Genomic DNA, 26,245 nt, shown 5'->3' on the forward strand with positions numbered 1-26,245 from the left:
CGGCGGACGAGCTGGTTGCGGTGTGACCGGGCAAAGCCTACCGAGCCGGATCGCGGCCCTCGTTCGTGCCCGCGAAGCCGGCTCGCGGGCCCCTGCCCGGAGCCCGATCCCGTCGCCGCCGCGACGGGACCGGAGTCCGGAGGTGGTGCTGCGGTCGTCCGGCGGTGGGCCGGCGGTCCGCGGGTCCGTAGGGATCGGGTGGGCGCGGGACGGGGTCGGGCGGTGACCGGTCGTCGCGCGGTGGCGCTGGTCCGGGCGTCGGCGCTGGTCTAGGCGGCGGTGACGCCGCGTGCCAGCAGGTCGGTGGCGGCGTGGACGGCCCGCAGGTTGGGGGCTTCGGCGCCGGAGATGTCGGCCATCTCCACGACGGCCGTCACGATGGCGTCGAGTTCCAGCTGTTTGCCGGCCTCGAGGTCCTGGAGCATCGAGGTCTTGTGGTGTCCCACCCCCTCGGCGCCCCGAAGCCGCTTCTCGATCGAGATGTCGGGGGTGCTGCCGACCCTGGCCGCGATGTCGAGGGTCTCCTCCATGAGCAGGGTGACCAGCCGCCTGGTGTGCGGGTGCTTGCAGATGTCGACCATGGTCGCCCTGGTGAGGGCGCTGATCGGGTTGAACGCGACGTTGCCCATCAGCTTGATCCAGATGTCGTCGCGCAGGTTCGGCTCCACCGGGCACTTGAGACCGCCGGCGATCATGGCCTCGCTCAGCTCCGTGCACCGGTCGGACACGCCGCCGCCCGGCTCTCCGATGGAGAACCGGGTGCCCTCCAGGTGCCGGATGACACCGGGGGCCTCGATGACCGTCGCGGGGTAGACGACGCAGCCGATGGCGCGTTCGGGCGCCAGCACCTCGCTGGTGGCACCGCCGGGGTCGACGGCCTCGATCCGCCGCCCCTCGTAGGGGCCGGTCAGCTTGTGGAAGTACCACCAGGGGATGCCGTTCTGGCCGGCCACCACCGCGGTCCTCTCCCCGAGCAGCGGGGAGATCAGCGGACCGGAGCTCGCGTAGGAGTGTGCCTTCAGGCCCAGGAAGACGTAGTCGACGGGGCCGATCTCCTCCGGGTCGTCCGTGGCATGGGGCTTGGCCACGAAGTCACCGCGCGGGCTGTTCACCCGGACTCCGTCGGCCCGTATCGCCTGAAGATGCTCACCCCGGGCGATCAGGTGCACGTCGGCGCCACCACGGTGCAGTGCCGCGCCCACGTAAGCGCCGATCGCGCCGGCTCCGAGGACTGCGATTTTCACGGCGACTCCTCTCCATTCGAAGGGGGAATGAATACTGTATGCAGTACCCTCTGGGGATGTACAGTCCCCATCACGGAAAGTCGCGCGCCCGGAACGGGACATGATCCCGGCCGGCGCCGCGTCAGAGGTCTCCGGCGCCCCGCTGGGTCATGAACCGGGTCACACCCGCTCCCGACAGGTTGACCGAGCACGAAGCAGGGGAACGCTTCGCCGCACACGCGGTCCCGGGCCCGCACGGCCGCACCACGAGGCCGGGGAACACGCAGTGCCGACAACGGCTCGGCCGACGAGCCGTGACATCGGTCGGAAGCGACGGAAAAGGAGAGCGATGTCGGATTCACCCCCTCAGCAGATCGGTGTCGTCACCGAGTCCACCGCCGGGGAGACGCGGGTGGCGGCCACACCGGACAGCGTCCGCCGGCTCCTCGGCCTCGGTTACGAGGTCGTCGTGGAGTCGGAGGCCGGAGCCGCCTCCGGCTTCCCCGACGAGGCCTACGCCGAAGCGGGCGCGCGGATCGGCGACGCCTGGCAGGCGGACGTGGTCCTCAAGGTCAACTCCCCTTCGCACGAGGAGATCGGGAAGCTGCGCGAAGGAGCGACCCTCATCGGGCTGATCGCTCCGGCCCACAGCCCCGAACTCGTCGAGGAACTGACGGCACGGCCCATCACCGTGCTGGCGCTGGACGCCGTCCCGCGCATCTCCCGGGCCCAGTCGATGGACGTGCTCAGCTCGATGGCGAACATCGCCGGGTACCGGGCGGTGATCGAGGCGGCCCATGTCTTCGGGCGCTTCTTCACCGGACAGGTCACCGCGGCGGGCAAGGTGCCGCCGGCGAAGGTCCTGGTGGCCGGCGCGGGCGTGGCGGGTCTCGCCGCGATCGGCGCGGCCGGCAGCCTCGGCGCGGTGGTACGCGCCACCGATCCGCGGGCCGAGGTCGCCGACCAGGTCCGCTCCCTGGGCGGGGAGTTCCTCGCCGTCGAGGTGGTCCAGGAGGCGAGCGGCGACGGCTACGCCAAGGCGACCTCCGAGGAGTACGACCGGCGTGCCGCCGAGATCTACAGCGAGCAGGCCGCGGACGTCGACATCATCATCACCACCGCGCTGATCCCCGGCCGCCCGGCCCCCCGGCTGATCACGGCGGCCGACGTGGCGTCGATGAAGCCCGGCAGCGTCATCGTCGACATGGCCGCAGCGCAGGGCGGCAACGTCGAGGGCACGGTCAGCGGGAAGGCCATCGTCACCGACAACGACGTGACGATCATCGGCTACACCGACCTGGCGGGGCGGCTGCCCGCGCAGGCCTCCCAGTTGTACGGGACGAACCTCGTCAACCTGCTCAAGCTGCTGACGCCCGGCAAGGACGGGCGGCTGACGCTCGACTTCGACGACGTCGTGCAGCGGGCCGTCACGGTGGTGCGGGAGGGCGAGAAGACCTGGCCGCCACCGCCCGTCCAGGTGACGGCGGCACCCGCCGGGCAGACCTCCGCGCCGGCGGCGACCGCGCGCGCGCCGAAGGAGCCCCGCCTGACGCCGGCCGTCCGCTACGTACTCGTCGGCCTCTGCATGATCACGATGTTCCTCGTCGTCGCCTTCTCCCCCGCCCAGCTCATCGGCAACTTCACGGTGTTCGCGCTGGCCGTCGTCATCGGTTACTACGTGATCGGAAAGGTCCACCACGCCTTGCACACCCCGCTGATGTCGGTCACCAACGCCATCTCGGGAATCGTGGTGGTCGGAGCACTGCTGCAGATAGGACACGCCGGACCGGCCGTCACCGTGATGTCGGTCGTGGCGATCATGTTGACCACCGTGAACATCTTCGGAGGATTCGCCGTCACCCGCCGCATGCTCGGCATGTTCTCGAAGGGCTGAGGATCCATGAACGCAACCACGGCCGCACAGGCCGCCGACATCGTCGCCGCGCTGCTGTTCATCTTCAGCCTGGCCGGACTCTCGCAACACCGCACCTCCCGCGCCGGAGTGGCGTACGGCATAGGCGGCATGGCGCTCGCGCTGGTCGCCACCGTCGTCGCCGCGGCGCAGGACATCCCGGGCAGCACCGTCGTCCTGATCGCCGGCGCCACGGCCGTCGGCGGCGCCGTCGGCCTGTGGCGGGCGCGCCGGGTGGAGATGACCCAGATGCCCGAACTCATCGCCGTCCTGCACAGCCTCGTGGGCCTGGCGGCGGTGCTGGTCGGCTGGAACAGCTACTACGAGGTGGAGGCGCACGGCGCCGCGCAGACCCGGGTCGCCGCCGACCTTCTCGGCATCCACCACGCGGAGGTGTTCATCGGCATCTTCATCGGCGCGGTCACCTTCACCGGCTCCATCGTCGCCTTCCTGAAGCTGTCGGCGCGGATCAAGTCCCGTCCGCTGACGCTGCCGGGGAAGAACGCCCTCAACCTGGGGGCGCTGGTCGCCTTCGTCGCCCTGACGGTGTGGTTCACGGTGAGCCCGGACCTCGGTCTGATGATCGCCGTCACCGTCCTGGCGCTCGCGCTCGGCTGGCACCTGGTCGTGTCGATCGGCGGCGGCGACATGCCGGTCGTCGTCTCGATGCTCAACAGCTACTCGGGCTGGGCCGCGGCGGCGGCGGGCTTCCTGCTCAACAACAACCTGCTCATCGTCACCGGCGCGCTGGTCGGCTCCTCCGGCGCCTACCTGTCGTACGTCATGTGCCGGGCGATGAACCGTTCCTTCCTGTCGGTGATCGCGGGCGGCTTCGGCGTCGAGGCCCCGTCGAGCGGCGACGTCGAGCAGGGCGAGCACCGCGAGACCTCCGCGGACGAGACGGCCGAACTGCTGGAGAACGCCACGTCGGTGATCATCACCCCCGGCTACGGCATGGCGGTGGCGCAGGCGCAGCACCCGGTGGCGGAGCTGACCCAGGCACTGCGACGGCGCGGGGTGCAGGTGCGCTTCGGCGTCCACCCGGTGGCCGGCCGGCTGCCCGGGCACATGAACGTGCTGCTGGCCGAGGCCAGGGTGCCGTACGACGTCGTGCTCGAGATGGACGAGATCAACGACGACTTCGGCGACACCACGGTGGTGCTGGTCATCGGCGCCAACGACACCGTCAACCCCGCGGCGGAGGAGGACCCGACCAGCCCGATCGCCGGCATGCCGGTGCTGCGGGTGTGGGAGGCGGAGAACGTCGTCGTCTTCAAGCGGTCCATGTCCTCGGGGTACGCGGGGGTGCAGAACCCGCTGTTCTTCCGCGAGAACAGCCGCATGCTCTTCGGCGACGCCAAGGAGAGCGTGGACGCCATCCTGCGCTCGCTGAGCACGCCGGAACCCGGTTCCGCGGCCTCGCGGGGCCTGCGCACCGACCAGCAGCCCGCCCCTGCCTGACGGGAGTTCCACCCACGGCGGTGGGGCGGGGGAAGCGCCGCTTCCCCCGCCCCGTCCGCTGTGTCATCGCCGCCCGCGCCCCGCGCGCATCCGCACGCGGACGGCCAATTTCCTGCAAAGCCTTGTCCAACCCTGCGACTGCATTGCATACCGAAATCTGTATTCTTGGCACTGTGCAAAGAACTCAGCCGACAGGGGGGCTCATGCGCGAGACACGTACCGCGGCCGCCGCCGTCCGGGTCACCCGGCCGGCACCATTGCGCCAGGCCGTCTACGAGGCCCTGATCGAACTGATCATCAACGGCACCCTCAGACCGGGACAGCACCTGGTCGAGGCCGAACTCGCCGACCACCTGGGCGTCAGCCGCCAGCCGGTGCGCGAGGCCCTGCAGCGTCTGCAGACCGACGGCTGGGTCGACCTGCGCCCCGCGCAAGGTGCCTTCGTCCACTCCCCCACACAGGAGGAGGCCACCCAACTGCTCAGCGTACGGGCCGTGCTGGAGACCCACTCCGCACACGGCGCCGCGCTGCACGCCACGGACGTGGACGTGGCCCGGCTCTGGGAACTGCAGGACGCGGGCATCACCGCCCTCGCGGCGGACGACGCCCGCGGCATCGTCGAGGCCAACGCCGCGCTGCACGGCTTCATCACCGAACTGTCCGGCAACCAGGTCCTCGCCGAGCTGATCCTCCAGGTCGACCGGCGGGTGCGCTGGTACTACATGCCCATCGCCCGGCCCCGCGGCCGGGACGCGTGGAACGAGCACGCCACGATCATCGAGGCCATCGCACGGGGCGACGCGGAGCGTTCCGAGGAACTGATGCGCCGCCACACCCGCAACACCACCGACTTCTACTGCCGGCAGATCGCCGCCGCCGTCGACGCCGGGCGGGCCTGAGGCCCGCCGCCGGGAACGGGCGACGGTCCGGGTGCCTGGGGCGGGCACCCGGACCGTCTTCGGGGGAGGGGAGGAACGGGATCAACAGGAGGAAACAGCAGAGGGGGGACGGGCGGGGCCGGACGGACCAGGGGGCGCGCCCCACCGGCCGGCCCCGCCTCCGTGACGCGGGCACCCGGTCCGGGACTGCCGCCGCCCCGGGCCGGGCGACATCGCCCGCGCACGATCTGTGGGGGGCTCCTCACGGAGCCCCGGTACCGCGACCGTCAGGTGGTCGCCTCGGCAGGAGAGGGGGTACGGCTGCCTACCTCGACCACCGGGCTCCCGTCGCCGCTCCGGCGCGGGGCGCCGGGCTGCCGCAGGAACACCGTGATCAGCGCGGAGAGGAAGGCGATGCCGCCGGCCAGGTAGTACGCCCCTGCGTAGCCCCAGGCGGCGACCACCCCGGCCGCCACACCGCCGCCGCCGACACCGCCGACCAGCTTGGCGCTGTAGACCAGCCCGTAGTTCTGCGCGTTGTTGTTCTCACCGAAGTAGTCCGGCGTGAGCGAAGCGAACAGCGGGTAGAACGCCCCGCCGCCGAAACCGTTGAGGAACGCGAAGAACAGGAACAGGGGTTCGTTGTGCGCCTGGCCCGACCACAGCACTCCGAACTGCGCCAGCCCCGCCACCACCAGGACCAGCCCCAGCGTCTGACGCCGGCCCAGGTAGTCCGACAGCCAGCCCACGATGGCCCGGCCGACGCCGTTGACCACGGCGAGCACACCCGCCGAGGAGGCCGCGACCAGCGGGCCGAAGCCCAGGCTCTTGGCGAACGGGACCTGGAAGTTGATGCCGAAGAGCGACACGCCGCCGATGCAGACCAGGGCGAACCACATCAGCGGGAGCTGCCCGGTCCTGATCGCCTCCATCGGGGTGAACTGGCCCTTGGCCGGAGGGTTCTTGGCCAGTCGCTTGGCCACCCGCCGCGCGTCCTCGCTCACGCCCCGGTTCAGCGGGTCGACGTCGTGCGGCCACCAGCTCTTCGGCGGGTCGCGGAAGAACATGCCGCAGAAGGCGACGACCAGCACCATGCCCAGCGCGATCAGGTCGAGGACCATCTTGTAGTTGGACGGGTGGAACCAGTAGTTGAAGACGAAGATGAGCGGCAGGGTTCCGTACGCGAAGCCGCCGTTCACGAACCCGGTGCGGGCGCCCTTGTTGTCGGGGTACCACTTGCCGACCATGTTGATGCAGGTCGCGTACACCAGGCCGGCGCCCGTGCCGCCCAGCACCGAGTAACCGGCGATCACCACGTAGGGGTTGCTCAGGTGCGAGAGCGCCAGGAAGCCCAGTCCGGAGAAGACCGCTCCCGCGAGCATCGCCGTCCTGGCCGGCAGGACCCCGGTCTCCCGCAGCCGTCCCGCGGGGAACGCTACGCCCGCCTGGAAGACCGCCCAGATGCTGGCGATCCAGAACGTCTCGGTCAGGGTCCATCCGTGGGCGTGCTCGAGCACCGCCTCCGCGGAGCTGTAGCCGTACTCGTAGACGCTGACGCCCATCATCGCGATCCAGGGGAGCCAGACCATCCAGGCCCGGGGCCTCCCCAGGAGGGAGCGGTCGGTCTCCCCGACCCGGTAGACGCGGCCGTTCGCGTCGCTGACCTCCCGGTACTGCCCGGGAACCACGTGCGGTGTTACTGACATCGGTGCCTTCCCTTGCGTGAAAAGAACCTGGCGTGCGCCCCCTGGGCCCTTCTCTTCATGCGGAGGGGTGGAGCGGACCATCCCTGCGGCTCGGCCCGGCATGGCCGGGCCCGGTGGTACGCCGTCCGGGCAGCTGAGGTCGGTCCGGGGCGGCAGACCCGGATCGTGACAGCGCGCAGTCGGGTGACACGGTGGTACGACGTGGTACGACCCCGGGCACGCCAAAACGGCCGTGCTCAGGGGGTGTCGGAACGAACATTCAGCTGGTCAGCGCGATTCTCCATACTGGAGATTGCATACGGTATGGACCGTCGAATCGGGGTGTCCAGGGGATGACGGGAAGATTGACCAGTGCATTACCAACCGGTGGAGCCCGCTCCGCACCCGCCCGGACGGCCGACTCCGGCCGCTCCGGGGCGCGTTGCCCCTGGTCGCAGAGGTAAGTCCGGCTGCCCGCCGAATGGTTGCCTGCGGCACCTGATGCCTCCGCACCGCCGGACGCGCGAGGCGCGGGTAAAGGGCCGGCAAGGAAGGCCACGAGCGCGTAAAAACCGGTGCTGGGCGGTCCCGGGGCGGGCCTGCCGCCCCGGGACCGCCACCGCTACGCGCTCAGACGCCCGAACCTCCGTACCGCCAGCGGCAGGAAGACCGCCAGCAGGGCCAACGGCCAGGCCACGGCCGCCCAGACGTGGCCGGGTTCGCCACCGGGGCCGCCGAACAGGTCGCGTACCGCCGTCGCCGTCTGGGACATCGGGTTCCACTGGACCGCCGTGCCCAGCCAGCCGGGCATGGCCTCGGGGGCGGCGAAGGCGTTGGAGAGGAAGCCGACCGGCCAGACCAGGATCTGCACGGCCTGCACCAGTTCCGGCTTCCCCGCCACCAGCGCCAGGTGGATGCCGATCCACAGCATCGCGAAGCGGAACAGCAGCAGGAGGCCGACGGCGCCGAGGAAGGCGGCGGGCCCGCCGTGGGTGCGCCAGCCGAGCGCGTGGCCCACGCCGATCAGGACGGCCAGGCCGGCGGCCGACTGGAGCATGTCGGCGGCCGAACGGCCCACGAGAACGGCCCCGTTGGTCATCGGCATCGAGCGGAAGCGGTCGATCACGCCCTTGTTGAGGTCCTGGGTGACGGCGAGCATCGTGCCCTCCAGGCCGAAGGCCATGGTGAGGGCGAGCATGCCGGGCACGAGGTAGCCGAGGTAGTCGCCCGTCACCTCACGACCGCCGCCGACGAGGTAGCCGAACATCAGCAGCAGCATCACCGGGAAGACGAGGCCGACCAGCACCTGGACCGGCTGCCGGGCCCAGTGGGCGAGTTCGCGCCGGGTCATGGTCCAGCAGTCGGCGAGGACGTACGATCCCCGCGCGGGCCGGGCCGGGCCCCGGGCGGTGTACGTGGCGCTCACGCGGTCTCCTTCATACGGTGGTCGTCCGCGGTGAGGTGCAGGAACACCTCGTCGAGGGTCGGGCGGCGCAGGGCGATGTCCTCCGCCTCGATGCCGGCCGACTCCAGGGCGCGGACGACCCCGGTGAGCGCCGCCATGCGGTCGGTGACCGGGACGCTGACCAGCCGCCGGTCGGCGTCCACCGACACCTCGCCCCCGGACACGGGCAGCAGGGCCCTGGCCGCGGCCAGTCGGCCGGCGTCGCGCAGCACCACGTCGATGCGGTCGCCGCCCGTGCGGGCCTTGAGTTCGTCCGCCGTGCCGTCGGCGATCAGCCGGCCCTGGTCGACGACCGAGATGCGGTCGGCGAGCTGGTCGGCCTCCTCCAGGTACTGGGTGGTGAGCAGGACCGTCGTACCCCCGTCGGCCAGGGAGCGGACGGAGGCCCACACCTCGGCGCGGCCGCGGGGGTCGAGGCCGGTCGTCGGCTCGTCGAGGAACAGCACCTCGGGATCCGTGACGAGGGACGCGGCGAGGTCGAGGCGGCGCCGCATGCCGCCGCTGTACTGCCCGACCGCCTTGCGCCCGGTGTCCGCGAGGCCGAAGCGCAGCAGGAGCTCGTCGGCGCGCTCGCGCGCCCGGCGGGCGCCGAGGTGGTGGAGGCGGGCGAACATCTCCAGGTTCTGGCGGCCGCCGAGCTGCTCGTCGAGGGCCGCGTGCTGCCCGAGCAGGCCGATGCGGAACCGTACCGCCGCGGCCTCGGTCACCACGTCGTGCCCGGCCACCTCGACACGGCCGCGGTCCGGCCGGAGCAGGGTGGACAGAATCCGGACCAGGGTCGTCTTGCCCGCGCCGTTCGGGCCGAGCACCCCGTGCACGGTGCCGCGCGCGACCTCCAGGTCGAGCCCGTCCAGCGCCGGTTTGCCGCGGTACTTCTTGTGTGCCCCTTCGACGGTGATCGCTGTGCCGGTCACTGGCCACTCCTCCGCTGATCAAGTAGTCAAACTTGATTACTGGCGCAAAGTAGTGGTCGCGCAATCCATTCGTCAAATTTGATTAATGCTCGTCCCCGGGATGCGGCTCCCCCGTCGCGTACGGGTTCTCCTCGCCCTGCGCGAGCACGCCCACGAAGGGCTCGCCCTCCCCGGCGAAGGTGTACGCGCCGCCCTCGATCCGCTCGATGAGCCCACGGGTCCACGCCGCGTCGGAGTCGGCCGTGTGCACCCAGAGGTTCATGATCTCGCCGATGTGGCCCAGCTGACCTGGGCCGTCCTCGGGGATGTAGTGCTCGGTGACGGCGGCCCGCCACTTCTCGATCCCGCGGATCCGCTCCCGCAGCAGATCCAGCGCCTCGTCCCGGCGCAGGTCGACGATGAAGCCGATGGCCGCGGACTGGAGGTCCACCTTCTGGTCGTACGCGACCAGCGACTCGTGCAGCAGGCGCAGGAACTCCTCGGTCCCCGTGTCCGTGATCTCGTACTCGGTGCGGGGCGGGCCGCCGGCCGTCGAGGGGGCGATCTCGTGGGCGTGCAGCAGTCCCTGCTTCGCCATCTGCTTCAGGGCGTGGTAGATGGATCCGGGCTTGGCGTTGGACCACTCGTGCGCGCCCCAGTACTCCAGGTCGTTGCGCACCTGGTAGCCGTGGGCCCGCCCGTGCTGGCGGACCGCGCCCAGGACGAGGAGACGGATCGCTGACATGCCGTCCAGGTTAGGCGGACGGGTGCCGGGCGCCGTAAGCGCCCCGCACCCGTCCCTCGTCGTCCCTCGTCCGGTCAGCCCGCGGGGTTGCGCCGGGCGCCCCGGCGACCCTCGCCGCCGGCCGGTGCCCGCCGTCCGGCGCCGCGGGTACCCGCACCGGAACCGGTGCCGGCGGCCGCGCCCGGCGCGGCGCGGCGGTCGGATCCCCGGCCGCCCGAAGCCCCTGCGGCACTCGCCGTCCCGCGCGAACCCGCGCGGCGGCCGCCACCGGCCGCCGCCGTTCCGGCCGCGGCCCGGCGGTCCGAGCCCCGGCCGCCGGTCCCGGCGGCCGCACCCGACGCCGCACCTGCCGCGCCGCCGCCGCGGCGCCGGCGAGCGGGCCGCCCGCCGTTCTCGGCGCCGTTCCTCTCGCGGGACGCCCTCGGCGCGGGCGCCGGCTGGGGCACCTCGATGGTGATGGCGACGCCGGACGGCTCACGGGCGCCCGTGACGGTGGTCAGCTCCACGGCGCTCGACGTGATGCGGGCCGTCCGGGGACGGATCCCCGCGTCCGACATCAGCCGGGTCATGTCCCGCTTCTGGTCGGGCAGGACCAGCGTGACCACCCTGCCGGAGCCGCCGGCGCGGGCCGTGCGGCCGCCGCGGTGGAGGTAGTCCTTGTGGTCGGTGGGCGGGTCGACGTTCACGACGAGGTCGAGGTCGTCGATGTGTATGCCGCGGGCCGCGACGTTCGTGGCGACCAGCGCCGTCACCTGCCCGTTCTTGAACTGCTCCAGCGTGCGGTTGCGCTGCGGCTGGGAACGGCCGCCGTGCAGTGCCGCCGCGGGGACGCCGACGGCCAGCAGCCGCTTGGCGAGCCGGTCGGCGGACCGCTTGGTGTCGAGGAAGAGGATGACCCGGCCGTCACGTGCCGCGATGCGCGTGGTGACGGCCTTCTTGTCGGTCTCGTCCAAGACGTGGAACACGTGGTGCTCCATGGTGGTCACCGCTCCCGCGGAGGGGTCCACGGAGTGCACCACGGGGTCGGTCAGGAACCGCTGCACCAAGCGGTCGATGTTGCCGTCCAGGGTGGCCGAGAAGAGCATCCGCTGCCCGTCGGGCCGCACGCGCTCGATCAGCCTGGTGATCTGCGGCAGGAAGCCCATGTCGGTCATCTGGTCGGCCTCGTCCAGCACCGTGATGCCGACGCTGCCGAGCACGCAGTCGCCGTGTTCGACCAGGTCGTTGAGCCTGCCGGGGGTGGCCACCAGCACCTCGACGCCACGCCGCAGCGTGGCGGCCTGCTTGGTCATGGACAGCCCGCCGACCACGGTGGCCATCCGCAGGTTCACCGCCGTCGCGTACGGGGTCAGCGCGTCCGTCACCTGCTGGGCAAGTTCACGGGTGGGCACGAGCACGAGGGCGAGGGGGGCCTTGGGCTCCGCGCGCAGTCCGGCCGTGCGGGCCAGCAGTGCCAGGCCGAAGGCGAGGGTCTTGCCGGAGCCGGTGCGGCCCCGCCCCAGCAGGTCACGGCCGGCGATCGAGTTGGGCAGTGTGGCGCCCTGGATGGGGAAGGGGGTGGTCACGCCCTGCGCGGTGAGGGTCTTCAGCAGTCCCGCGGGCATGTCGAGAGCCGCGAAGTCCTCGACGGCGGGGAGTGCGGGCGTCGTGCTCTCCGGCAGCCGGAATTCTCTCGGCGACGGTGCGGACGGTGCGGACGACGACGCGCGCCGATTCGATTTCTGGGGCCTGCGGGACATGCGGTGATTTGCCTTCCTGAGAACAGCGCAAACCGGGGTCCGCACCATGACGGTGCGGACCCCGGTGAGCGGGTACGCGTCCGGCTATCAGGCGGGAACGATGTTCTCCGCCTGCGGGCCCTTCTGGCCCTGCGTGACGTCGAAGCTCACCCGCTGGCCCTCCTGGAGCTCACGAAAGCCCTGGGTGGCGATGTTCGAGTAGTGGGCGAAGACGTCGGGGCCGCCGCCGTCCTGCTCGATGAAGCCGAAACCCTTTTCGGCGTTGAACCACTTGACGGTTCCCTGTGCCATGACGTTCTCCTTCTTTAGGCAGAGGGCCCACCCGGAGATGCCGGAGAACAAATAATGCGCCTGCGGGAGAAGAATCCGTCAGGCGCACATAATTCCTATGGGTACCACAACTGCAACTACTTCACCCTAACACATATCGACCCGGCACGACGGACGGGGCCGACGGGACGGTGACGAGGCGGGGAGGGACCGACCGGGGACGCGAGCGGGGCAGGGGCGGGCCCCCCGGTCACCCCGCGTCCACGGGGCAGCGCTCACCCGTCCGTGTAGCTGCCGAGGGCCCGGCACGCCCCCGTCCCCGCCGCGGACGCCTTCCCGTGCCCCCGCGGCGTTCCGGACCCCGGCCGGCCGGGGCCGGCCGGGATCTCCGCGTCGTCAGCGCAGCAACTTCACCGCCTCGACCACCAGGGGGTCCAGGCCGTCCGCTCCGGCGTCGACGAAATCGAACAGCCGGGTGCGCATCCGCGGGTCCCAGAACCTGCCGATGTGCCCCGCGACGGCCTCGGCCGCGCTGTCGCCCGGCAGGTGGACGAGGTTGGCCGCGATGTCGTTGGCCATCCGGCGCTCCGCCGGCACGGCGCCGGCCATCTCAGTCCACCACCGTCAGCAGCTCGTCCCGCTCCCGGCCCCGGTCCTGTTCCGCGCCGTCGTCCCGGCGCGGGCGGGCGAGCCCCACCTGGACGGCGGTCACCTTGTACTCCGGGCAGTTGGTCGCCCAGTCGGAGTTCTCGGTGGTCACCACGTTGGCCCCGGTCACCGGGTGGTGGAAGGTGGTGTAGACGACCCCGGGCGGCATGCGGTCGGAGATCTCGGCCTTCAGCCTCGTCTCCCCCACCCGGCTCGCCAGGGTCACCATGTCGCCGTCCACGATGCCGCGGACCTCGGCGTCGTGGGGATGCAGCTCCAGCACGTCCTCCGGGTGCCAGGCGACGTTGCCGGTGCGGCGGGTCTGCGCCCCGACGTTGTACTGGCTGAGGATCCGGCCGGTGGTCAGGATCAGCGGGAAGCGCCTGGTGCTGCGCTCGGCGGTCGGCACGAAGGTGGTGACCACGAACCTGCCCTTGCCCCGCACGAACTCGTCCACGTGCATGATCGGCGTGCCCTCGGGGGCCTCCTCGTTGCACGGCCACTGGACGCTGCCCAGCTTGTCCAGCAGCTGGAAGGAGACACCGGTGAAGGTCGGCGTGACCTGGGCGATCTCGTCCATGATCTCGCTCGGGTGCCCGTACGCCATGGGGTGGCCCATGGCGGTGGCGATCTCGGAGACGATCTGCCACTCGTGCTTGCCCGTCTTCGGCTTCATCACCGCGCGCACCCGGTTGATGCGGCGCTCGGCGTTGGTGAAGGTGCCGTCCTTCTCCAGGAAGGACGCGCCCGGCAGGAAGACGTGCGCGAACTTCGCCGTCTCGTTCAGGAACAGGTCCTGCACGACGACCAGTTCCATGGCCTCCAGCGCGGCGGTGACGTGCTTGAGGTTCGGGTCGGACTGGGCGATGTCCTCACCGTGCACGAACAGGCCGCGGAAGGTCCCGTCGATGGCCGCGTCGAACATGTTCGGGATGCGCAGCCCGGGCTCGGCGAGGATCGTGCCGCCCCAGAGGTTCTCGAAGACGGTGCGCACCGCGTCGTCCGAGACGTGCCGGTAGCCGGGCAGCTCGTGCGGGAACGAGCCCATGTCGCACGAGCCCTGCACGTTGTTCTGGCCGCGCAGAGGGTTGACGCCGACGCCGTCGCGGCCGATGTTGCCGCAGGCCATCGCGAGGTTGGCCATGCCCATCACCATGGTGGAGCCCTGGCTGTGCTCGGTGACGCCCAGCCCGTAGTAGATCGCGCCGTTGGGGGCCTGCGCGTACAGCCGTGCCGCCGCGCGCAGCTCCTCGGCCGGCACGCCGGTGAGCTCCTCCGTGGCCTCCGGGCTGTTCTCCGGACGGGCGATGAACTCCTCCCACCCGTCGAAGTCCTCGCACCGCTCGTCCACGAAGGCCCGGTCGACCAGCCCCTCGGTGACCACCACGTGCGCCATGGCGTTCACGACGGCCACGTTGGTGCTGGGCCGGAGCTGGAGGTGGTGCTCGGCCTGGACGTGCGGGGAGCGCACCAGGTCGATGCGGCGCGGGTCGACGACGATGAGCTTGGCGCCCTCGCGCAGCCGGCGCTTCATCCGCGAGGCGAACACCGGGTGCCCGTCCGTGGGGTTGGCGCCGATCACCATGATGACGTCGGCCTCGGCCACGGACCGGAAGTCCTGGGTGCCGGCCGACTCGCCGAACGTCTGCTTGAGCCCGTACCCCGTCGGGGAGTGGCAGACCCGGGCGCAGGTGTCGACGTTGTTGTTGCCGAAGGCGGCGCGCACCATCTTCTGGACGACGTACACCTCTTCGTTCGTGCACCGCGAGGAGGTGATGGCGCCGATCGCGCCCGATCCGTACTGCGCCTGGAGTTCGAGCATCCGGCGGGCGACCGTGCCGATCGCCTCGTCCCACTCGACCTCGCGCCACGGGTCGGTGATCTTCTCCCGGACCATGGGCTTGAGCATCCGGTCGGGGTGGCTGGCGTAGCCGAAGGCGAAGCGTCCCTTGACGCAGGAGTGCCCCTCGTTGGCGCCGCCGTCCTTGTGGGGAACCATCCGCACCAGCTCGTCGCCGCGCAGCTCCGCCTTGAACGAGCAGCCGACCCCGCAGTACGCGCAGGTCGTGATCACCGAGCGGGTCGGCATGCCGAGCTCGACCACCGACTTCTCCTGGAGCGTGGACGTCGGGCAGGCCTGCACGCAGGCGCCGCAGGAGACGCACTCGGACTCCATGAAGGTCTCGCCGGCGCCGGCCGACACCTTGGAGTCAAAGCCGCGGCCCTCGATGGTCAGGGCGAAGGTGCCCTGCACCTCGCCGCAGGCCCGTACGCAGCGGGAGCAGGCGATGCACTTGGAGGCGTCGAAGTCGAAGTACGGGTTGGAGGTGTCCTTCTCGGCGTCGAGGTGGTTCTCACCCTCGTAGCCGTAGCGGACCTGCCGCAGCCCGACCACGCCGGCCATGTCCTGCAGCTCGCAGTCGCCGTTGGCGGGGCAGGTGAGGCAGTCCAGCGGGTGGTCGGATATGTACAGCTCCATGACGCCCTGGCGGAGCTTCTCCACCTTCGGGGTCTGGGTCCGCACGCTCATCCCGGCCGCCACCGGCGTGGTGCAGGACGCCGGGGTGCCCCGGCGGCCGTCGATCTCCACCACGCACAGCCGGCAGGAGCCGAACGGCTCCAGGCTGTCGGTGGCGCAGAGCTTGGGGATGTCGATGCCGGCGAGCGCGGCGGCGCGCATCACCGATGTGCCCTCGGGCACCGTCACCGGCATCCCGTCCACTTCCACCGAGACCGTCGCCGCTCCGGGCCGCTCCGGTGTACCGAAGTCGGGTTCCTTGAGGAGTGTCATGCCGTGCCCTCCGTCCTGCCTCCATGGGCGTGCGTGCGTGGGATCGCCCGGCCGGGGTCGCGGGCGAGGAAGTCGTCGGGGAAGTGCGCGATGGCGCTGCGCACGGGCATCGGCGTGAGCCCGCCCATCGCGCACAAGGAGCCGTCGGTCATCAACTCGCACAGGTCCTCGAGCAGGGCCAGGTTCTCGTCCCGCTGCTGACCCGCCACGATCTTGTCGATCACCTCGACGCCGCGGACCGAGCCCACCCGGCAGGGCGTGCACTTGCCGCAGGACTCCTCGGCGCAGAACTCCATCGCGAACCGGGCCTGGGCGGCCATGTCGACGGACTCGTCGAACACGACGACCCCGCCGTGGCCGAGCATGGCGCCCGCCTCGGCGAACGCCTCGTAGTCCATCGGCAGGTCGAACATCGACGTCGGCAGGTAGGCGCCCAGCGGTCCGCCGACCTGCACCGTGCGGACCGGCCGCCCGGAGAAGGTGCCGCCGCCGTACTCCTCGACCAGTTCGCGCAGCGTGACGCCGAAGGCGGTCTCCACGATCCCGCCGCGCGCGATGTTGCCGCCGAGCTGGAACACCTGGGTGCCGCGCGAGCGCTCCACGCCGAGTTCCTGGTACGCCTTCGCCCCCTCGGCGAGGATCACCGGCACCGTGGCGAGCGTGAGGACGTTGTTGACGACCGTCGGCTTGCCGAACAGGCCCTCGATCGCGGGGATCGGCGGCTTGGCGCGGACGGTGCCGCGCTTGCCCTCCAGGCTCTCCAGCATGGAGGTCTCCTCGCCGCAGATGTACGCTCCGGCGCCGACGCGTACGTGCAGTTCGAAGTCGAGCGGGGAGCCGAGGATGCCCTTGCCGAGCCACCCCTGCTCGCGCGCGATGCCGATCGCGGCGCGCATCGTGGCCACCGCGTCGGGGTACTCGGAGCGGATGTAGATGTAGCCCTCGCGCGCGCCGACGGAGTGCGCGGCGATCGTCATGCCCTCGATGAGCATGAAGGGGTCACCCTCCATGACCATGCGGTCGGCGAAGGTACCGCTGTCGCCCTCGTCGGCGTTGCAGCACACGAACTTGAGTTCGTCGGCGCAGTCCAGGACGGTCTTCCACTTGATGCCCGCCGGGAAGCCGGCGCCGCCGCGGCCCCGCAGACCGGAGTCGGTGACCTCGGTGACGACGTCGGCGGGGGCCATGCCGAGGGCCGTGCGCAGTCCGGCCAGACCGCCGTGGCGCACGTAGTCCTCCGGCGAGAGGGGATCGGTGACCCCGATCCGGGAGAAGGTGACCCGGGTCTGGCGGGCCAGCCACGGCAGTTCGTCGACGACGCCGAGGCGCAGCGGGTGGTCGGCGCCCTCGAGCATGCCCGCGGCCAGCAGCCCCTCGACGTCCGAGGGGGCCACCGGCCCGTACCCGACGCGGCCGGCCGGGGTGACCACCTCGACCAGCGGCTCCAGCCACAGCATGCCGCGGGAGCCGTTGCGCACCACCTCGACGGGCGCCTCCCGCTCCGCCGCGGCGTGCCGCAGCGCGTCCGCCACCTCGTCCGCGCCGACCGATCTGGCCGCCGAGTCACGCGGGACGTAGACCGTCACCGCGGAGTCGGAAGAGTCCTTCGTCATGCCACCGTCCCCTTGAGGATGGAGCCCAACCGGGCCGTGTCCACTCGTCCGTACAACCGGCCGTCGACCTCGACCGCGGGCCCCAGGGCGCAGTTGCCGAGGCAGAAGACCTGCTCGACGGTGACCGAGCCGTCGGGGGTCGTCTCCCCCACCGCCAGTCCCGCCTCCCGCGCGTAGCCCACCAGCGCGTCGGACCCGAGGGCCTGGCACGCCTCGGCGCGGCAGATGCGCACCGTGGTCCGTCCCGCCGGCTCGCGGCGGAAGTCGTGGTAGAAGGTCACCACTCCGTGGACGTCGGCCCTGGAGAGGTTGAACTCGTCGGCGAGCACCGGTATCGCCTCTTTCGGTACGCACCCCAGCTCGGCCTGCAGGGCGTGCAGTACCGGCAGCAGCGCACCGCGCTGATCCCGATGGCCGGCCACAACCGTCCGGACCGCGTCTTCGACCGTCATGTCACTCCCGCCGATCGTCATTGACCACTCCGCCTTCGCCAGGTCAGGGAGTTCCGGCGCGGGATCGTCACAGAGCCGCTTCGCCTTCCCGACGGGGCCGGCAGTACACCGCGACGATACCGCATACAAACTTCTGCATACAGAATCCTGCCGCCAGGACTTTTCCCAAGTCCCGGCACCGGGGCGCGCCTTGCCGCGACAGAAGGCATGTTGCATACCAAAACCTGTATACTGACTCTTCCCGCCGCCGGCGACCCTCACGGCGGAAACCAGTCCAGAGCCGTCGGCCCACAGGCTCGGTGGCAGAACGGGGGAACCATGCGCGAGGCCCTGACGGCCGCGGCGACCCACCGGGTCGCCCGCCCCGCACCACTGCGCCAGGCCGTGTACGACGCCCTCATCGAACTGATCATCAGCGGGTCCCTGACACCCGGCCAGCACCTGGTCGAGGCCGAACTCGCCGAGCATCTCGGGGTCTCCCGCCAGCCGGTGCGCGAGGCCCTGCAGCGCCTGCAGACCGACGGCTGGGTCGACCTGCGCCCCGCCCAGGGCGCCTTCGTGCACTCCCCCACCGAGGAGGAGGCCGCCCAACTGCTCGGCGTCCGCTCGGTGCTGGAGACCTACTCGGCCCGGCTCGCCGCCGGGAACGCCAAGCCCGAGGACGTCGAACACCTCTGGAAGCTGCAGCAGGAAGGGGTCGGGGCGCTCGCCGCGGGCGACGTGGAGCGCCTGGTCACGGCCAACACGGCGCTGCACTCCTTCATCACGTCCATCGCCGCCAACGCCGTGCTGGCCGAACTGATCTCGCAGGTGAGCCGGAAGGTGCGGTGGTACTACACCCCCATCGCCAAGCCCCGCGGCAAGGACGCCTGGAACGAGCACGCCCAGCTCATCAAGGCCATCGCCAAGGGCGACGCCGAACGCGCCGGCGAGATCATGCGCAAGCACACCGAACGCACCGGCGACTACCGCAAGGCGGTCGCGGCCGGGGCGACGGCACTGAGCTGAGCCGCCCCGCCGAGCGCCGAGGGGGCCGATTCCGCGGCCGCCACCGACGGGTGGACGGCCGCGTCGCCCAGGGCGTCCCGCAGTTCGAGCAGCCACGGCAGCACCGTGCACAGCACGACGTCGTGCCCCGCGCCGTCCTCGCCGAGCATCGCGTCGGCGGGGACGAGGACCGGGTCGGCGAGCACCGTCGAGGTGGCGCTGCCGTGCGGCCCCGCACCGTCCGGCCGGGCCGGGACGAACAGGTCGGGCGCGTGCGCGGGCACCAGCCACAGGGTCAGCCCGTCCGCGGCGGCGAGCGGCGAGGACGACCAGACGTAGCTGTCGGCCTCCCCCGCCGAGACCACCTCGCGCTTGCGGGCGCTCAGGGCGACCACCTCACCCGAGCGGGTGGCGGTCGCACCCCCGGCGCCGTACGCACCGTCCGCCAGGGCGAGACTGCTCAGGTGGCGTCCGGCGGCTGTCTCGCCGCGCACCCAGGCACTTCCGCACGCCTCGATCACGGCGACCGCCGCGTAGTGGGACTGGAGCACGGCCGCGGTCACCGGGCAGCTCGCCGCGATCCGCGCGACGACCTCGGCGGCCTCGGCCGGACCCCGGCCACCGCCGCCCAGGTCGGCGGAGACGGTCAGCCCGAGCAGACCCGCCTCGCCCAGGGCGGTCACCGCGCCGCGCGGGAAGCTCCCCTCCCTGCCGGTCCGCTCGGCACGGGGCGCGATGACGTCGCTCAGGACACGGGAGAAGGCGTTGCGGTACGACACGAGGTGACCCCCTCGGGAACGGTTGCTGATCTGCCGTCAGGCAGCGGATGTGGGCACGCCGACGGACAGGGCGGCCGGGCACGCGGGTGCGTGCGGGCCGGCCGCCCCGCCGGCGTGCGCGCGGACCAGCCGCCGGGAGCAGCCGTCCCGCGTCTCCCGGCAGGTTGCCGTCCGCCGGTCCGCGCGCAGGTACTGGACGGGGCGTCGCGCCCCGGGGGGCTCAGGGCTGCGGGTCGATCTCCCGCAGCAGCCCCGTGGTGACGTCGAAGACAAATCCCCGGACGTCGTCGGTGTGGGGCAGGAACGGGGAGGTGCGCACCCGCTGCATCGACTGTCGGACGTCCTGGTCGACGTCCTGGAACGCCTCCACCGCCCACGCGGGGCGCTGGCCGACCTCCATCTCCAGCTCGTGCCGGAAGTCCTCGGTGAGGGTCTGCAGGCCGCAGCCGGTGTGGTGGATCAGTATCACGCTGCGGGTCTTCAGTGCCCGCTGGCTGATGGTCAGCGACCGGATGGTGTCGTCGGTGACCACGCCGCCGGCGTTGCGGATGGTGTGGCAGTCGCCCAGCTCCAGGCCGAGGGCGGCGTGCAGGTCGATCCGGGCGTCCATGCAGGCCACCACGGCCACCTGGAGCACGGGCCGGGCGCCCATGCCGGGGTCGTCGAACCCCGCGGCGTACTTGCGGTTGGACTCCACGAGGCGGTCGATAACCGTCTCCCGGCCCGGGACGCTGCCGGCGGGCTGTGCGGAACCGTACGTTGACGTCGACATGACTCCCGTGCGCTCCTTTTCTGGTGCGGCCCCCCACGTGTTCCGATCATGCACGTGAGGGGCCGGTTCTGGGGTGGACCACGGCGGCTGCCGCCGCTCCGGCTTCCTCCCGGCGGTCGATAGACGCCGTGAATCAGCGCAGGCCGGACCGCAGGGCGCAGCGCCCCCGGTACGGCGGCGGGGTCCGCCGCGCCGACATGCCGTGCTCCGGGCGCCGTCGGTACGGCGGAGGCTCGCACCGCCGGGTGGTGTCGCCGGCGGTGGGACGGCGTGTGTGGTCCGCGGTCATGGTCAGATCACTCCTTGTGCCTCGAGCCCCGGCAACTCGTCCTCGTGGATGCCGAGTTCGGTGGTGTAGATGTCGTGGTTGTGTTCGCCGAGGAGGGGTGAGCGGTGGATGGTGGTGGGTGAGTCGGAGAGTTTGAGGGGGTTTCCGACGGTGGTGTAGGTGCCGCGTTCGGGGTGGTCGACGTCGACGACGATCTCGTTGGCCTTGAGGCTTTCGTCGTCGATGATTTCCTTGGTGGACAGGATCGGCCCGCATGGGATGTTGTGCCGGTTGAGTTCTTCGAGGACCTGCCATTTGGGCAGGGTGGTGGTCCATTCCTCGATGAGCTGGAACATCTTGGCGAGTTTGGGCAGCCTGGCTTCGGGGGTGGCCCATTCGGGGTCGTCGGCGAGTTCGGGGTGGCCGATGAGTTGGGCCAGTGGTTGCCAGCCGATGGGCTGCACGATGACGTAGACGTAGTCGTTGGGGCCGCCGGGGGCGCATTTGACCGCCCAGCCGGGTTGTCCGCCGCCGGAGGCGTTGCCGGAGCGGGGGACTTCGTCGGTGAAGTCCTCGTTGGGGTACTCGGCGAGCGGTCCGTGGGCCAGGCGTTGCTGGTCGCGGAGTTTGACGCGGCACAGGTTGAGGACGGCGTGCTGCATGGCGACCTGGACGCGTTGTCCGCGTCCGGTGTGGGTGCGCTGGTAGAGAGCGGCCAGGATCCCGGCCACCGCGTGGACTCCGGTGCCGGAGTCGCCGATCTGCGCGCCGGTGGCCATCGGCGGGCCGCCCTCGAAGCCGGTGGTGGCCATCGAGCCGCCCATCGCCTGCGCGACGACCTCGTACGCCTTGAACGCGGTGTAGGGGCCGTCCCCGAAGCCCTTGATGGAGGCGTACACGATCCGCGGGTTGATCTCCTGGATCCGCTCCCAGGTGAAGCCCATCCGGTCGATCGCGCCGGGACCGAAGTTCTCCACCATCACGTCGCTGCGGGCGATCAGGTCGGTCAGGATCTCCCGTCCGCGCGGGGTCTTGGTGTTCAGCGTGATGCTCCGCTTGTTCGCGTTGAGCATCGTGAAGTACAGGCTGTCCACCCCGGGCACGTCCCGCAGCTGACGCCGGGTGATGTCACCCCCGGGCGCCTCCAGCTTCACCACGTCCGCACCCAGCCACGCCAGCAACTGCGTCGCCGACGGACCCGACTGGACATGCGTCATGTCCAGAACACGAACACCCTCCAAAGCCTTCGTCACAACGGCCACCTCACATCCAACGCCGGGTCAGGAGTGGTACGTCGAGATTCCATACTGCAGATTGCATACCGTATGGAGTAACCATGGTTGCGGCAGACGCGGTGGATGTCCAGAGCGGCCGGGAAAAGAATTCGCCAGGGAGGCCGCGCGCAAGGGGCGGGCTGCGGCGCCGGCTACCGGCCGACCGGGTGCACGCGGAGTCCCGCGGGAGGGCCGAAGCGCCGGCACACGGGCCTCGGCACGGCACTTCCCGTGCGCCCGGCGGCGCCCATCGGCGTCATGTTAAGTTAACACGAAGATTCGTTTTTTAAGCAGAGGATGGATCCATGCCAAAGGTCACGCCGGAGTACATGGAGGCCCGCCGCAGGCAGATCCTGGACGCGGCCCGCCGCTGCTTCCTGCGGGACGGATTCCATTCGACGTCCATGCAGGACCTCTTCGCTGAGGCGGGCCTCTCGGCGGGCGCGGTCTACCGGCACTTCGCCAGCAAGAACGAGATGATCACGGCGATCGTCGAGGAGAGCATGCGCGACGTCCTCGCGATGGTCGACAGTGTGGCGAAGGACCGGCCCAGCAGCTCCGTCGGGGACCTGATGGCCGATGTCTTCGACATCGTGAAGGCCAAGACCGCCGAGCAGAACATCGCCGGCCTCTCCGTGCTGGCCTGGTCCGAGTCCCTGAGGAATCCTTCGCTGGCCGCGCAGTTCAACGACCTGCTGGCCCAGATGCGCTCGGCTCTCACCGAGGTCATCCGCGAGCACCAGCAGAGCGGCACCCTCACACGCGAGGCGTCCCCCGAGGCCATCGGTGCCGCGCTCATCTGCACCCTGCCCGGCTACATCCTCCAGTTGGCCATGGGCGAATCCAAGGCCCTGGAGGGGGTTCCCGGAGCCCTGCGAGCCCTCTGGCCCGAAACGGCCGCATCCTGACACCGGCGGGCGTCCGACGCGACCGATCTCAGCGGTCGGCCGCGTGCCGGGCGTGCGGGTACGGGCGGCCACCCGCCGGCGCCGGTGAAGGCGACGCGGGGTGTCCGTCGGGGTCCGGCCCCCGGACGGCGGTCGCGGTCCCGCCCGTCCCGGACGAGCCGTACGCGACGGCGGGAGTCCGGCGGCCGAGGACGACGGCTGCCAGCCCGAGCACGCTCCACAGGACGAGAACGGCGATCTGGCCTCCTGTGCCATTGCCGCCGAAGTAGGCCGTTCCGCGCAGCAGATTGGCGCCGGCGCCCGGCGGCAGCCACTGTCCGATGTCGTCCACCGCCTTGGGCAGGAGTTCCGGCGCGGAGGTACTGCCGGAGAACGGGTTTCCCACGAAGACCATGAGCACGGCGCTGAGCCCGAGCCCGGCGGGGCCTATGAGCGTGATCAGGCCCGCGCAGGTCGCGCTGATGGCGAGCATGGTGAGGGACAGGGCCGACCAGGTGGCCACATGCTCGTGCGGCAGCGCGCCGAGAACGCCCTGGGCGACCAGGTAGGCGCCGAAGCCGGTCGCGGCGCACGCGGCGACCAGTTCCATGACCCGGCGCCACCCCGGCATGTGGAAGTTCGACATCGCCAGGAGCGACGCGATCAGGATGCCGCACATGGTGAGCGGCAGGAGCGCCGAGCTGAACACCACTCCACGGGGGTCGTCCGCCGAGATCGGGACGACGTCGACCGTCCTCACCCGGATCTCGGCCGGCGCCTTGGTGACCTGCTCGCCGCTCTCGGAGCTGACGAACGTGCCGCGGGCCGACGTCGTGGCGCCGCGTGCGGCCGACGTGCCGGCATCGGCGGCGAGTTGCCGGCCGGACGTATGGAGCAGCTGCGCGACCGACGTGCTCGCGGCGGTGGCTTGCAGCACGGTGAAGCTGCCGGGGGTGACGACGAAGGCACCGTAGATCTCCCGGCCCTTGATCGCGGACCGCGCCGACACCTCGTCGGGGTAGAGGTGGAAGTCGAACCCGCCCGGCCTGCTGCGCTCCAGCCCCTCGACCGCGTGCTGGCCGGCCACGCCCGTGCCCACGATCCCCACCGGCAGATCACGCGGCGCGACCCGTGATGCGGGCCACGCGTACGCCATGACGGCCAGCGAGATCACCAGTGGCAACGCCACCGTCATGGCGACGGCCCGACGCCATGACAGGAGTCCCACCATCGGGTTCTTCACGGGCACACCCCTCCACAACGAATGATCATTCTGCTGAGGCCTCAGTCTGTTCCTGCCCGCAGGACCAAGTCAACACGAACATTCGTTTTCTTTACCGACCCTATGCCGAAGGCCACCGACTCCACTACGGCGGCCCGCGGTGCTCCGCTCAGAGCGGCACCGGCCAGCCGGGCAGCACGCGGACCCGGCCCTCCAGGCGCACCTGGCAGCGCGTGCTCTCCGGCACGGCCAGATTCCACAGACTCGCCCAGAACCGCACGTCGACGCCGACGGTCGCCGTACGGCCCGGGGCCTGCGCCGCGCCCGGCGGGGACATTCCGACGACATCCAGCCGGACCAGGGCGGCGACGTCGGTGACGCCGTTGAGCGTGAGCATCGCGATGAGGGCCCGCCGGACGCCGGTGTCGTCGCGGGGCCGGACCAGCCGGAGCTCCCCTCCGGATCCTCCGAGTTGGCGTGCCGGCTCGGTCCGGCGCCACGCGGAGCGCCGCGAGCGGCCGGTCTCCTCGCCGTCGGACATCCGAAAGCGCACCACTCCCCCTGCGGGCCCTCCGGCGCCACCGCCGACGAGGAACCCTTCCACCAGGTGCAGCGGCAGACGTGAGGAGAGCCGGCTGCCGCGCCCGCTGCGCAGCCAGTTCCCGGCCCCGCGGGCGGCGTTCGCGCCGTCCGGAGGCGGCGGTGAGGCGTGAGGGATCATGGTGGACCACCTGGGGGAAGGCGTCGTCCCGGGACTCGGGTGGTCTGCCCGGGAAGGGCGTGGTGTTCCGGGCGCCGCTCGCCGCCGGGCCGGGCCGGGCGCCCCGCCCGACGGCGCGTCCGCCCGGTCGCGGACGGCCCCGGGCTTCAGCGGTGCGTGTGCAACGGCTTGCCGGCGAGGGCGAGGAACGCCTCCCCCAGAGCCTCGTTCTGGGTCGGGTGCGCGTGCACGAGTGGGGCGACATCGTCCGGATGGGCTTCCCAGGCGACCGCGAGCTGTGCCTCCGCGATGAGTTCGCCCACCCTCGCGCCGACCATGTGGACGCCCACCACCGGGCCGTCCTTCTCACGAACCAGCTTCACGAAGCCGGACGTACCGATGATCCGGCTCCTGCCGTTGCCGGCCAGGTTGTACTCGACGCACTCCACCCGGCCGGCACCGAGCCGCTCCTCGGCCTGCGCCTGCGTCAGGCCGACCGACGCGACTTCCGGGTCGGAGTAGGTGACGCGGGGGATGTGCGCTTCGGGAACCGGTGCCGGGGCCAGGCCGGCGATCTCCTCCGCGACGAAGATTCCCTGCTGGAAGCCGCGATGGGCGAGTTGGAGACCCTCGACGACGTCCCCGACGGCGTAGACGCCGGGCACTCGTGTGCGCAGGCCGGCGTCGACCTCGACGAATCCGCGGTCGAGCGTCACACCGGCCTCCTCGAAACCCATGCCGGCCGTGCGGGGCCCCCGCCCGACGGCGACCAGCAGGACGTCGGCCTCCAGAGGGTCGCCCTCCGCCAGAGCGACCGAGACCCCCGTCGGGCCCTGCTCGACGGCGGCGACCCGGACGCCGGTGCGCACCGTGATCCCGCGTCGGCGGAAGGCGCGTTCCAGGGCCCTGCCGCAGGACCGGTCCTCGTTCGGGACCAGGCTCGGGAGCGCCTCGACGATGGTGACGTCGACGCCGAACGAGCGCCACAGGCTCGCGAACTCGACACCGATGACGCCGCCGCCCAGGATGATCGCGCTGCGCGGAAGCTCCGGCAGGGAGAGCGCCTCCGCCGACGAGAGGACCTGTCCGCCGAAGTCGAGTCCGGGCAGGCTGCGGGCGACGGACCCGGTGGCCAGGACCACGGCCCGCGCCGCGGAGTGGACGACCTCACCGACCCGCACGGCCGTCGGCGACACCAGGTGCCCGCGCCCCCGGACCAAGGTCACGTCATGGGCGGCGACCAGTCCCTGCAGCCCCTTGTACAAGTGGTTCACGACGCCGTCGCGATAGGCGTGCACTCCGGGCAGGTCGATGCCCTCGAAGGAGGCACGGACGCCGATCGACGCGGCGTGCCGCGACAGTTCGGCGACTTCGGCGGCGTGCAGCAGGGCCTTGGTCGGGATGCAGCCGCTGTGCAGGCACGTTCCGCCGAGCTTGTCCTCCTCGACGAGGGCGACGCTGAACCCCAGCTCCGCGCCGCGGAGCGCGGCGGCGTAACCGCCCGACCCACCGCCGAGGACCACGAGGTCGAAAGTGCTCTCGGTCATGGTGCGTTCTCCTTCGCCTCGCGTTCGCCGGTGT

General features: G+C 71.4%; 23 protein-coding genes. 5 read left to right on the forward strand and 18 right to left on the reverse strand.

The genetic code is table 11. From position 1 onward, the window contains the following. Window positions 1-269 precede the first annotated feature (269 nt). On the reverse strand, window positions 270-1,244 hold the full coding sequence (locus OIE69_RS09895) for a 2-dehydropantoate 2-reductase (RefSeq protein WP_326571580.1): 975 nt from the start codon (window positions 1,242-1,244) through the stop codon (window positions 270-272). A gap of 328 nt (window positions 1,245-1,572) precedes the next feature. Between OIE69_RS09895 and OIE69_RS09900 the strand changes: the two genes are divergently transcribed. From OIE69_RS09900 to OIE69_RS09910, 3 genes are all read left to right on the forward strand, one after another. Next, window positions 1,573-3,117 (forward strand): Re/Si-specific NAD(P)(+) transhydrogenase subunit alpha, encoded by a 1,545-nt coding sequence (locus OIE69_RS09900; protein ID WP_326571581.1) that lies wholly within the window; start codon window positions 1,573-1,575, stop codon window positions 3,115-3,117. A gap of 6 nt (window positions 3,118-3,123) precedes the next feature. Then, complete coding sequence (pntB, locus tag OIE69_RS09905) at window positions 3,124-4,596, forward strand: Re/Si-specific NAD(P)(+) transhydrogenase subunit beta (protein WP_326571582.1); 1,473 nt, start codon at window positions 3,124-3,126, stop codon at window positions 4,594-4,596. Window positions 4,597-4,799: 203 nt separating this feature from the next. Beyond that, complete coding sequence (locus tag OIE69_RS09910) at window positions 4,800-5,495, forward strand: GntR family transcriptional regulator (protein WP_326571583.1); 696 nt, start codon at window positions 4,800-4,802, stop codon at window positions 5,493-5,495. 266 nt (window positions 5,496-5,761) lie between these two features. On the opposite strand, the gene OIE69_RS09915 is transcribed toward OIE69_RS09910, so the two are convergent. The 10 genes from OIE69_RS09915 to OIE69_RS09960 form a co-directional block, all read right to left on the reverse strand. Beyond that, window positions 5,762-7,180, reverse strand: a complete 1,419-nt coding sequence (locus tag OIE69_RS09915; RefSeq protein ID WP_326571584.1) for an OFA family MFS transporter — start codon at window positions 7,178-7,180, stop codon at window positions 5,762-5,764. Window positions 7,181-7,781: 601 nt separating this feature from the next. Further along, a complete protein-coding gene (locus OIE69_RS09920; RefSeq protein WP_326581074.1) occupies window positions 7,782-8,510 on the reverse strand; it encodes an ABC transporter permease in 729 nt (242 codons plus the stop codon). 71 nt (window positions 8,511-8,581) lie between these two features. Beyond that, a complete protein-coding gene (locus OIE69_RS09925) occupies window positions 8,582-9,538 on the reverse strand; it encodes an ATP-binding cassette domain-containing protein (protein ID WP_326571585.1) in 957 nt (318 codons plus the stop codon). A gap of 82 nt (window positions 9,539-9,620) precedes the next feature. Then, complete coding sequence (locus OIE69_RS09930; protein ID WP_326571586.1) at window positions 9,621-10,262, reverse strand: PadR family transcriptional regulator; 642 nt, start codon at window positions 10,260-10,262, stop codon at window positions 9,621-9,623. 74 nt (window positions 10,263-10,336) lie between these two features. After that, window positions 10,337-12,001, reverse strand: a complete 1,665-nt coding sequence (locus OIE69_RS09935; RefSeq protein WP_326571587.1) for a DEAD/DEAH box helicase — start codon at window positions 11,999-12,001, stop codon at window positions 10,337-10,339. 87 nt (window positions 12,002-12,088) lie between these two features. Then, window positions 12,089-12,292, reverse strand: coding sequence for a cold-shock protein (locus OIE69_RS09940; RefSeq protein WP_030069301.1), 204 nt, complete (start codon window positions 12,290-12,292; stop codon window positions 12,089-12,091). A 375-nt stretch (window positions 12,293-12,667) separates the two neighbouring features. Further along, complete coding sequence (locus OIE69_RS09945; protein ID WP_326571588.1) at window positions 12,668-12,880, reverse strand: formate dehydrogenase subunit delta; 213 nt, start codon at window positions 12,878-12,880, stop codon at window positions 12,668-12,670. A gap of 1 nt (window position 12,881) precedes the next feature. Further along, entirely contained in the window at window positions 12,882-15,710 is a 2,829-nt protein-coding gene (fdhF, locus tag OIE69_RS09950; protein ID WP_326571589.1) for a formate dehydrogenase subunit alpha, read from the reverse strand. Then, a complete protein-coding gene (locus OIE69_RS09955) occupies window positions 15,707-17,323 on the reverse strand; it encodes a formate dehydrogenase beta subunit (protein ID WP_326571590.1) in 1,617 nt (538 codons plus the stop codon). Before OIE69_RS09955 ends, fdhF begins: the two co-directional genes overlap by 4 nt. Beyond that, window positions 17,320-17,775 carry a formate dehydrogenase subunit gamma gene (locus OIE69_RS09960; RefSeq protein WP_326571591.1) on the reverse strand — a complete coding sequence of 152 codons (456 nt, stop codon included), beginning with the start codon at window positions 17,773-17,775 and terminating at the stop codon, window positions 17,320-17,322. The genes OIE69_RS09955 and OIE69_RS09960 overlap by 4 nt, the downstream gene beginning before the upstream one ends. A gap of 318 nt (window positions 17,776-18,093) precedes the next feature. On the opposite strand from OIE69_RS09960, the gene OIE69_RS09965 reads away from it, so the two are divergent. Continuing rightward, on the forward strand, window positions 18,094-18,783 hold the full coding sequence (locus OIE69_RS09965) for a GntR family transcriptional regulator (protein ID WP_326571592.1): 690 nt from the start codon (window positions 18,094-18,096) through the stop codon (window positions 18,781-18,783). Here OIE69_RS09965 and OIE69_RS09970 read toward each other — a convergent pair. From OIE69_RS09970 to frc, 4 genes are all read right to left on the reverse strand, one after another. Continuing rightward, window positions 18,741-19,541, reverse strand: coding sequence for an acyl-CoA dehydrogenase family protein (locus tag OIE69_RS09970; RefSeq protein ID WP_326571593.1), 801 nt, complete (start codon window positions 19,539-19,541; stop codon window positions 18,741-18,743). The two genes, OIE69_RS09965 and OIE69_RS09970, sit on opposite strands and share 43 nt — an antisense overlap. A 220-nt stretch (window positions 19,542-19,761) precedes the next feature. After that, window positions 19,762-20,313, reverse strand: a complete 552-nt coding sequence (locus OIE69_RS09975; protein WP_326571594.1) for a beta-class carbonic anhydrase — start codon at window positions 20,311-20,313, stop codon at window positions 19,762-19,764. A gap of 133 nt (window positions 20,314-20,446) precedes the next feature. Then, entirely contained in the window at window positions 20,447-20,602 is a 156-nt protein-coding gene (locus OIE69_RS09980) for a hypothetical protein (protein WP_326571595.1), read from the reverse strand. A gap of 2 nt (window positions 20,603-20,604) precedes the next feature. Then, the gene (gene frc, locus OIE69_RS09985; protein ID WP_326571597.1) at window positions 20,605-21,834 is read right to left on the reverse strand and encodes a formyl-CoA transferase; all 1,230 of its coding nucleotides are present in this window, start codon (window positions 21,832-21,834) and stop codon (window positions 20,605-20,607) included. 326 nt (window positions 21,835-22,160) lie between these two features. Between frc and OIE69_RS09990 the strand changes: the two genes are divergently transcribed. Then, window positions 22,161-22,763: a TetR/AcrR family transcriptional regulator gene (locus OIE69_RS09990; protein WP_326571598.1), complete on the forward strand. Its 603-nt coding sequence runs from the start codon at window positions 22,161-22,163 to the stop codon at window positions 22,761-22,763. A 28-nt stretch (window positions 22,764-22,791) separates the two neighbouring features. On the opposite strand, the gene OIE69_RS09995 is transcribed toward OIE69_RS09990, so the two are convergent. From OIE69_RS09995 to lpdA, 3 genes are all read right to left on the reverse strand, one after another. Further along, window positions 22,792-23,985 carry an ABC transporter permease gene (locus tag OIE69_RS09995; protein ID WP_326571599.1) on the reverse strand — a complete coding sequence of 398 codons (1,194 nt, stop codon included), beginning with the start codon at window positions 23,983-23,985 and terminating at the stop codon, window positions 22,792-22,794. A gap of 148 nt (window positions 23,986-24,133) precedes the next feature. Continuing rightward, window positions 24,134-24,685, reverse strand: coding sequence for a hypothetical protein (locus OIE69_RS10000; RefSeq protein WP_326571600.1), 552 nt, complete (start codon window positions 24,683-24,685; stop codon window positions 24,134-24,136). A 146-nt stretch (window positions 24,686-24,831) separates the two neighbouring features. Then, window positions 24,832-26,211, reverse strand: a complete 1,380-nt coding sequence (gene lpdA / locus OIE69_RS10005) for a dihydrolipoyl dehydrogenase (protein WP_326571601.1) — start codon at window positions 26,209-26,211, stop codon at window positions 24,832-24,834. Between the last annotated feature and the right edge of the window lie 34 nt (window positions 26,212-26,245).

This window comes from Actinacidiphila glaucinigra, assembly GCF_035918135.1.
Taxonomy (GTDB): Bacteria; Actinomycetota; Actinomycetes; order Streptomycetales; family Streptomycetaceae; genus Actinacidiphila; species Actinacidiphila glaucinigra.

Coding starts and splice junctions, on each gene's coding strand:
- OIE69_RS09900 (WP_326571581.1), top strand. CDS start 1,573: ATGTCGGATTCACCCCCTCAGCAGATCGGTGTCGTCACCGAGTCCACC.
- pntB (WP_326571582.1), top strand. CDS start 3,124: ATGAACGCAACCACGGCCGCACAGGCCGCCGACATCGTCGCCGCGCTG.
- OIE69_RS09910 (WP_326571583.1), top strand. CDS start 4,800: ATGCGCGAGACACGTACCGCGGCCGCCGCCGTCCGGGTCACCCGGCCG.
- OIE69_RS09915 (WP_326571584.1), bottom strand. CDS start 7,180: ATGTCAGTAACACCGCACGTGGTTCCCGGGCAGTACCGGGAGGTCAGC.
- OIE69_RS09920 (WP_326581074.1), bottom strand. CDS start 8,510: ATGACCCGGCGCGAACTCGCCCACTGGGCCCGGCAGCCGGTCCAGGTG.
- OIE69_RS09930 (WP_326571586.1), bottom strand. CDS start 10,262: ATGTCAGCGATCCGTCTCCTCGTCCTGGGCGCGGTCCGCCAGCACGGG.
- OIE69_RS09935 (WP_326571587.1), bottom strand. CDS start 12,001: ATGTCCCGCAGGCCCCAGAAATCGAATCGGCGCGCGTCGTCGTCCGCA.
- OIE69_RS09940 (WP_030069301.1), bottom strand. CDS start 12,292: ATGGCACAGGGAACCGTCAAGTGGTTCAACGCCGAAAAGGGTTTCGGC.
- OIE69_RS09945 (WP_326571588.1), bottom strand. CDS start 12,880: ATGGCCGGCGCCGTGCCGGCGGAGCGCCGGATGGCCAACGACATCGCG.
- fdhF (WP_326571589.1), bottom strand. CDS start 15,710: ATGACACTCCTCAAGGAACCCGACTTCGGTACACCGGAGCGGCCCGGA.
- OIE69_RS09955 (WP_326571590.1), bottom strand. CDS start 17,323: ATGACGAAGGACTCTTCCGACTCCGCGGTGACGGTCTACGTCCCGCGT.
- OIE69_RS09960 (WP_326571591.1), bottom strand. CDS start 17,775: ATGACGGTCGAAGACGCGGTCCGGACGGTTGTGGCCGGCCATCGGGAT.
- OIE69_RS09965 (WP_326571592.1), top strand. CDS start 18,094: ATGCGCGAGGCCCTGACGGCCGCGGCGACCCACCGGGTCGCCCGCCCC.
- OIE69_RS09975 (WP_326571594.1), bottom strand. CDS start 20,313: ATGTCGACGTCAACGTACGGTTCCGCACAGCCCGCCGGCAGCGTCCCG.
- OIE69_RS09980 (WP_326571595.1), bottom strand. CDS start 20,602: ATGACCGCGGACCACACACGCCGTCCCACCGCCGGCGACACCACCCGG.
- OIE69_RS09990 (WP_326571598.1), top strand. CDS start 22,161: ATGCCAAAGGTCACGCCGGAGTACATGGAGGCCCGCCGCAGGCAGATC.
- OIE69_RS10000 (WP_326571600.1), bottom strand. CDS start 24,685: ATGATCCCTCACGCCTCACCGCCGCCTCCGGACGGCGCGAACGCCGCC.
- lpdA (WP_326571601.1), bottom strand. CDS start 26,211: ATGACCGAGAGCACTTTCGACCTCGTGGTCCTCGGCGGTGGGTCGGGC.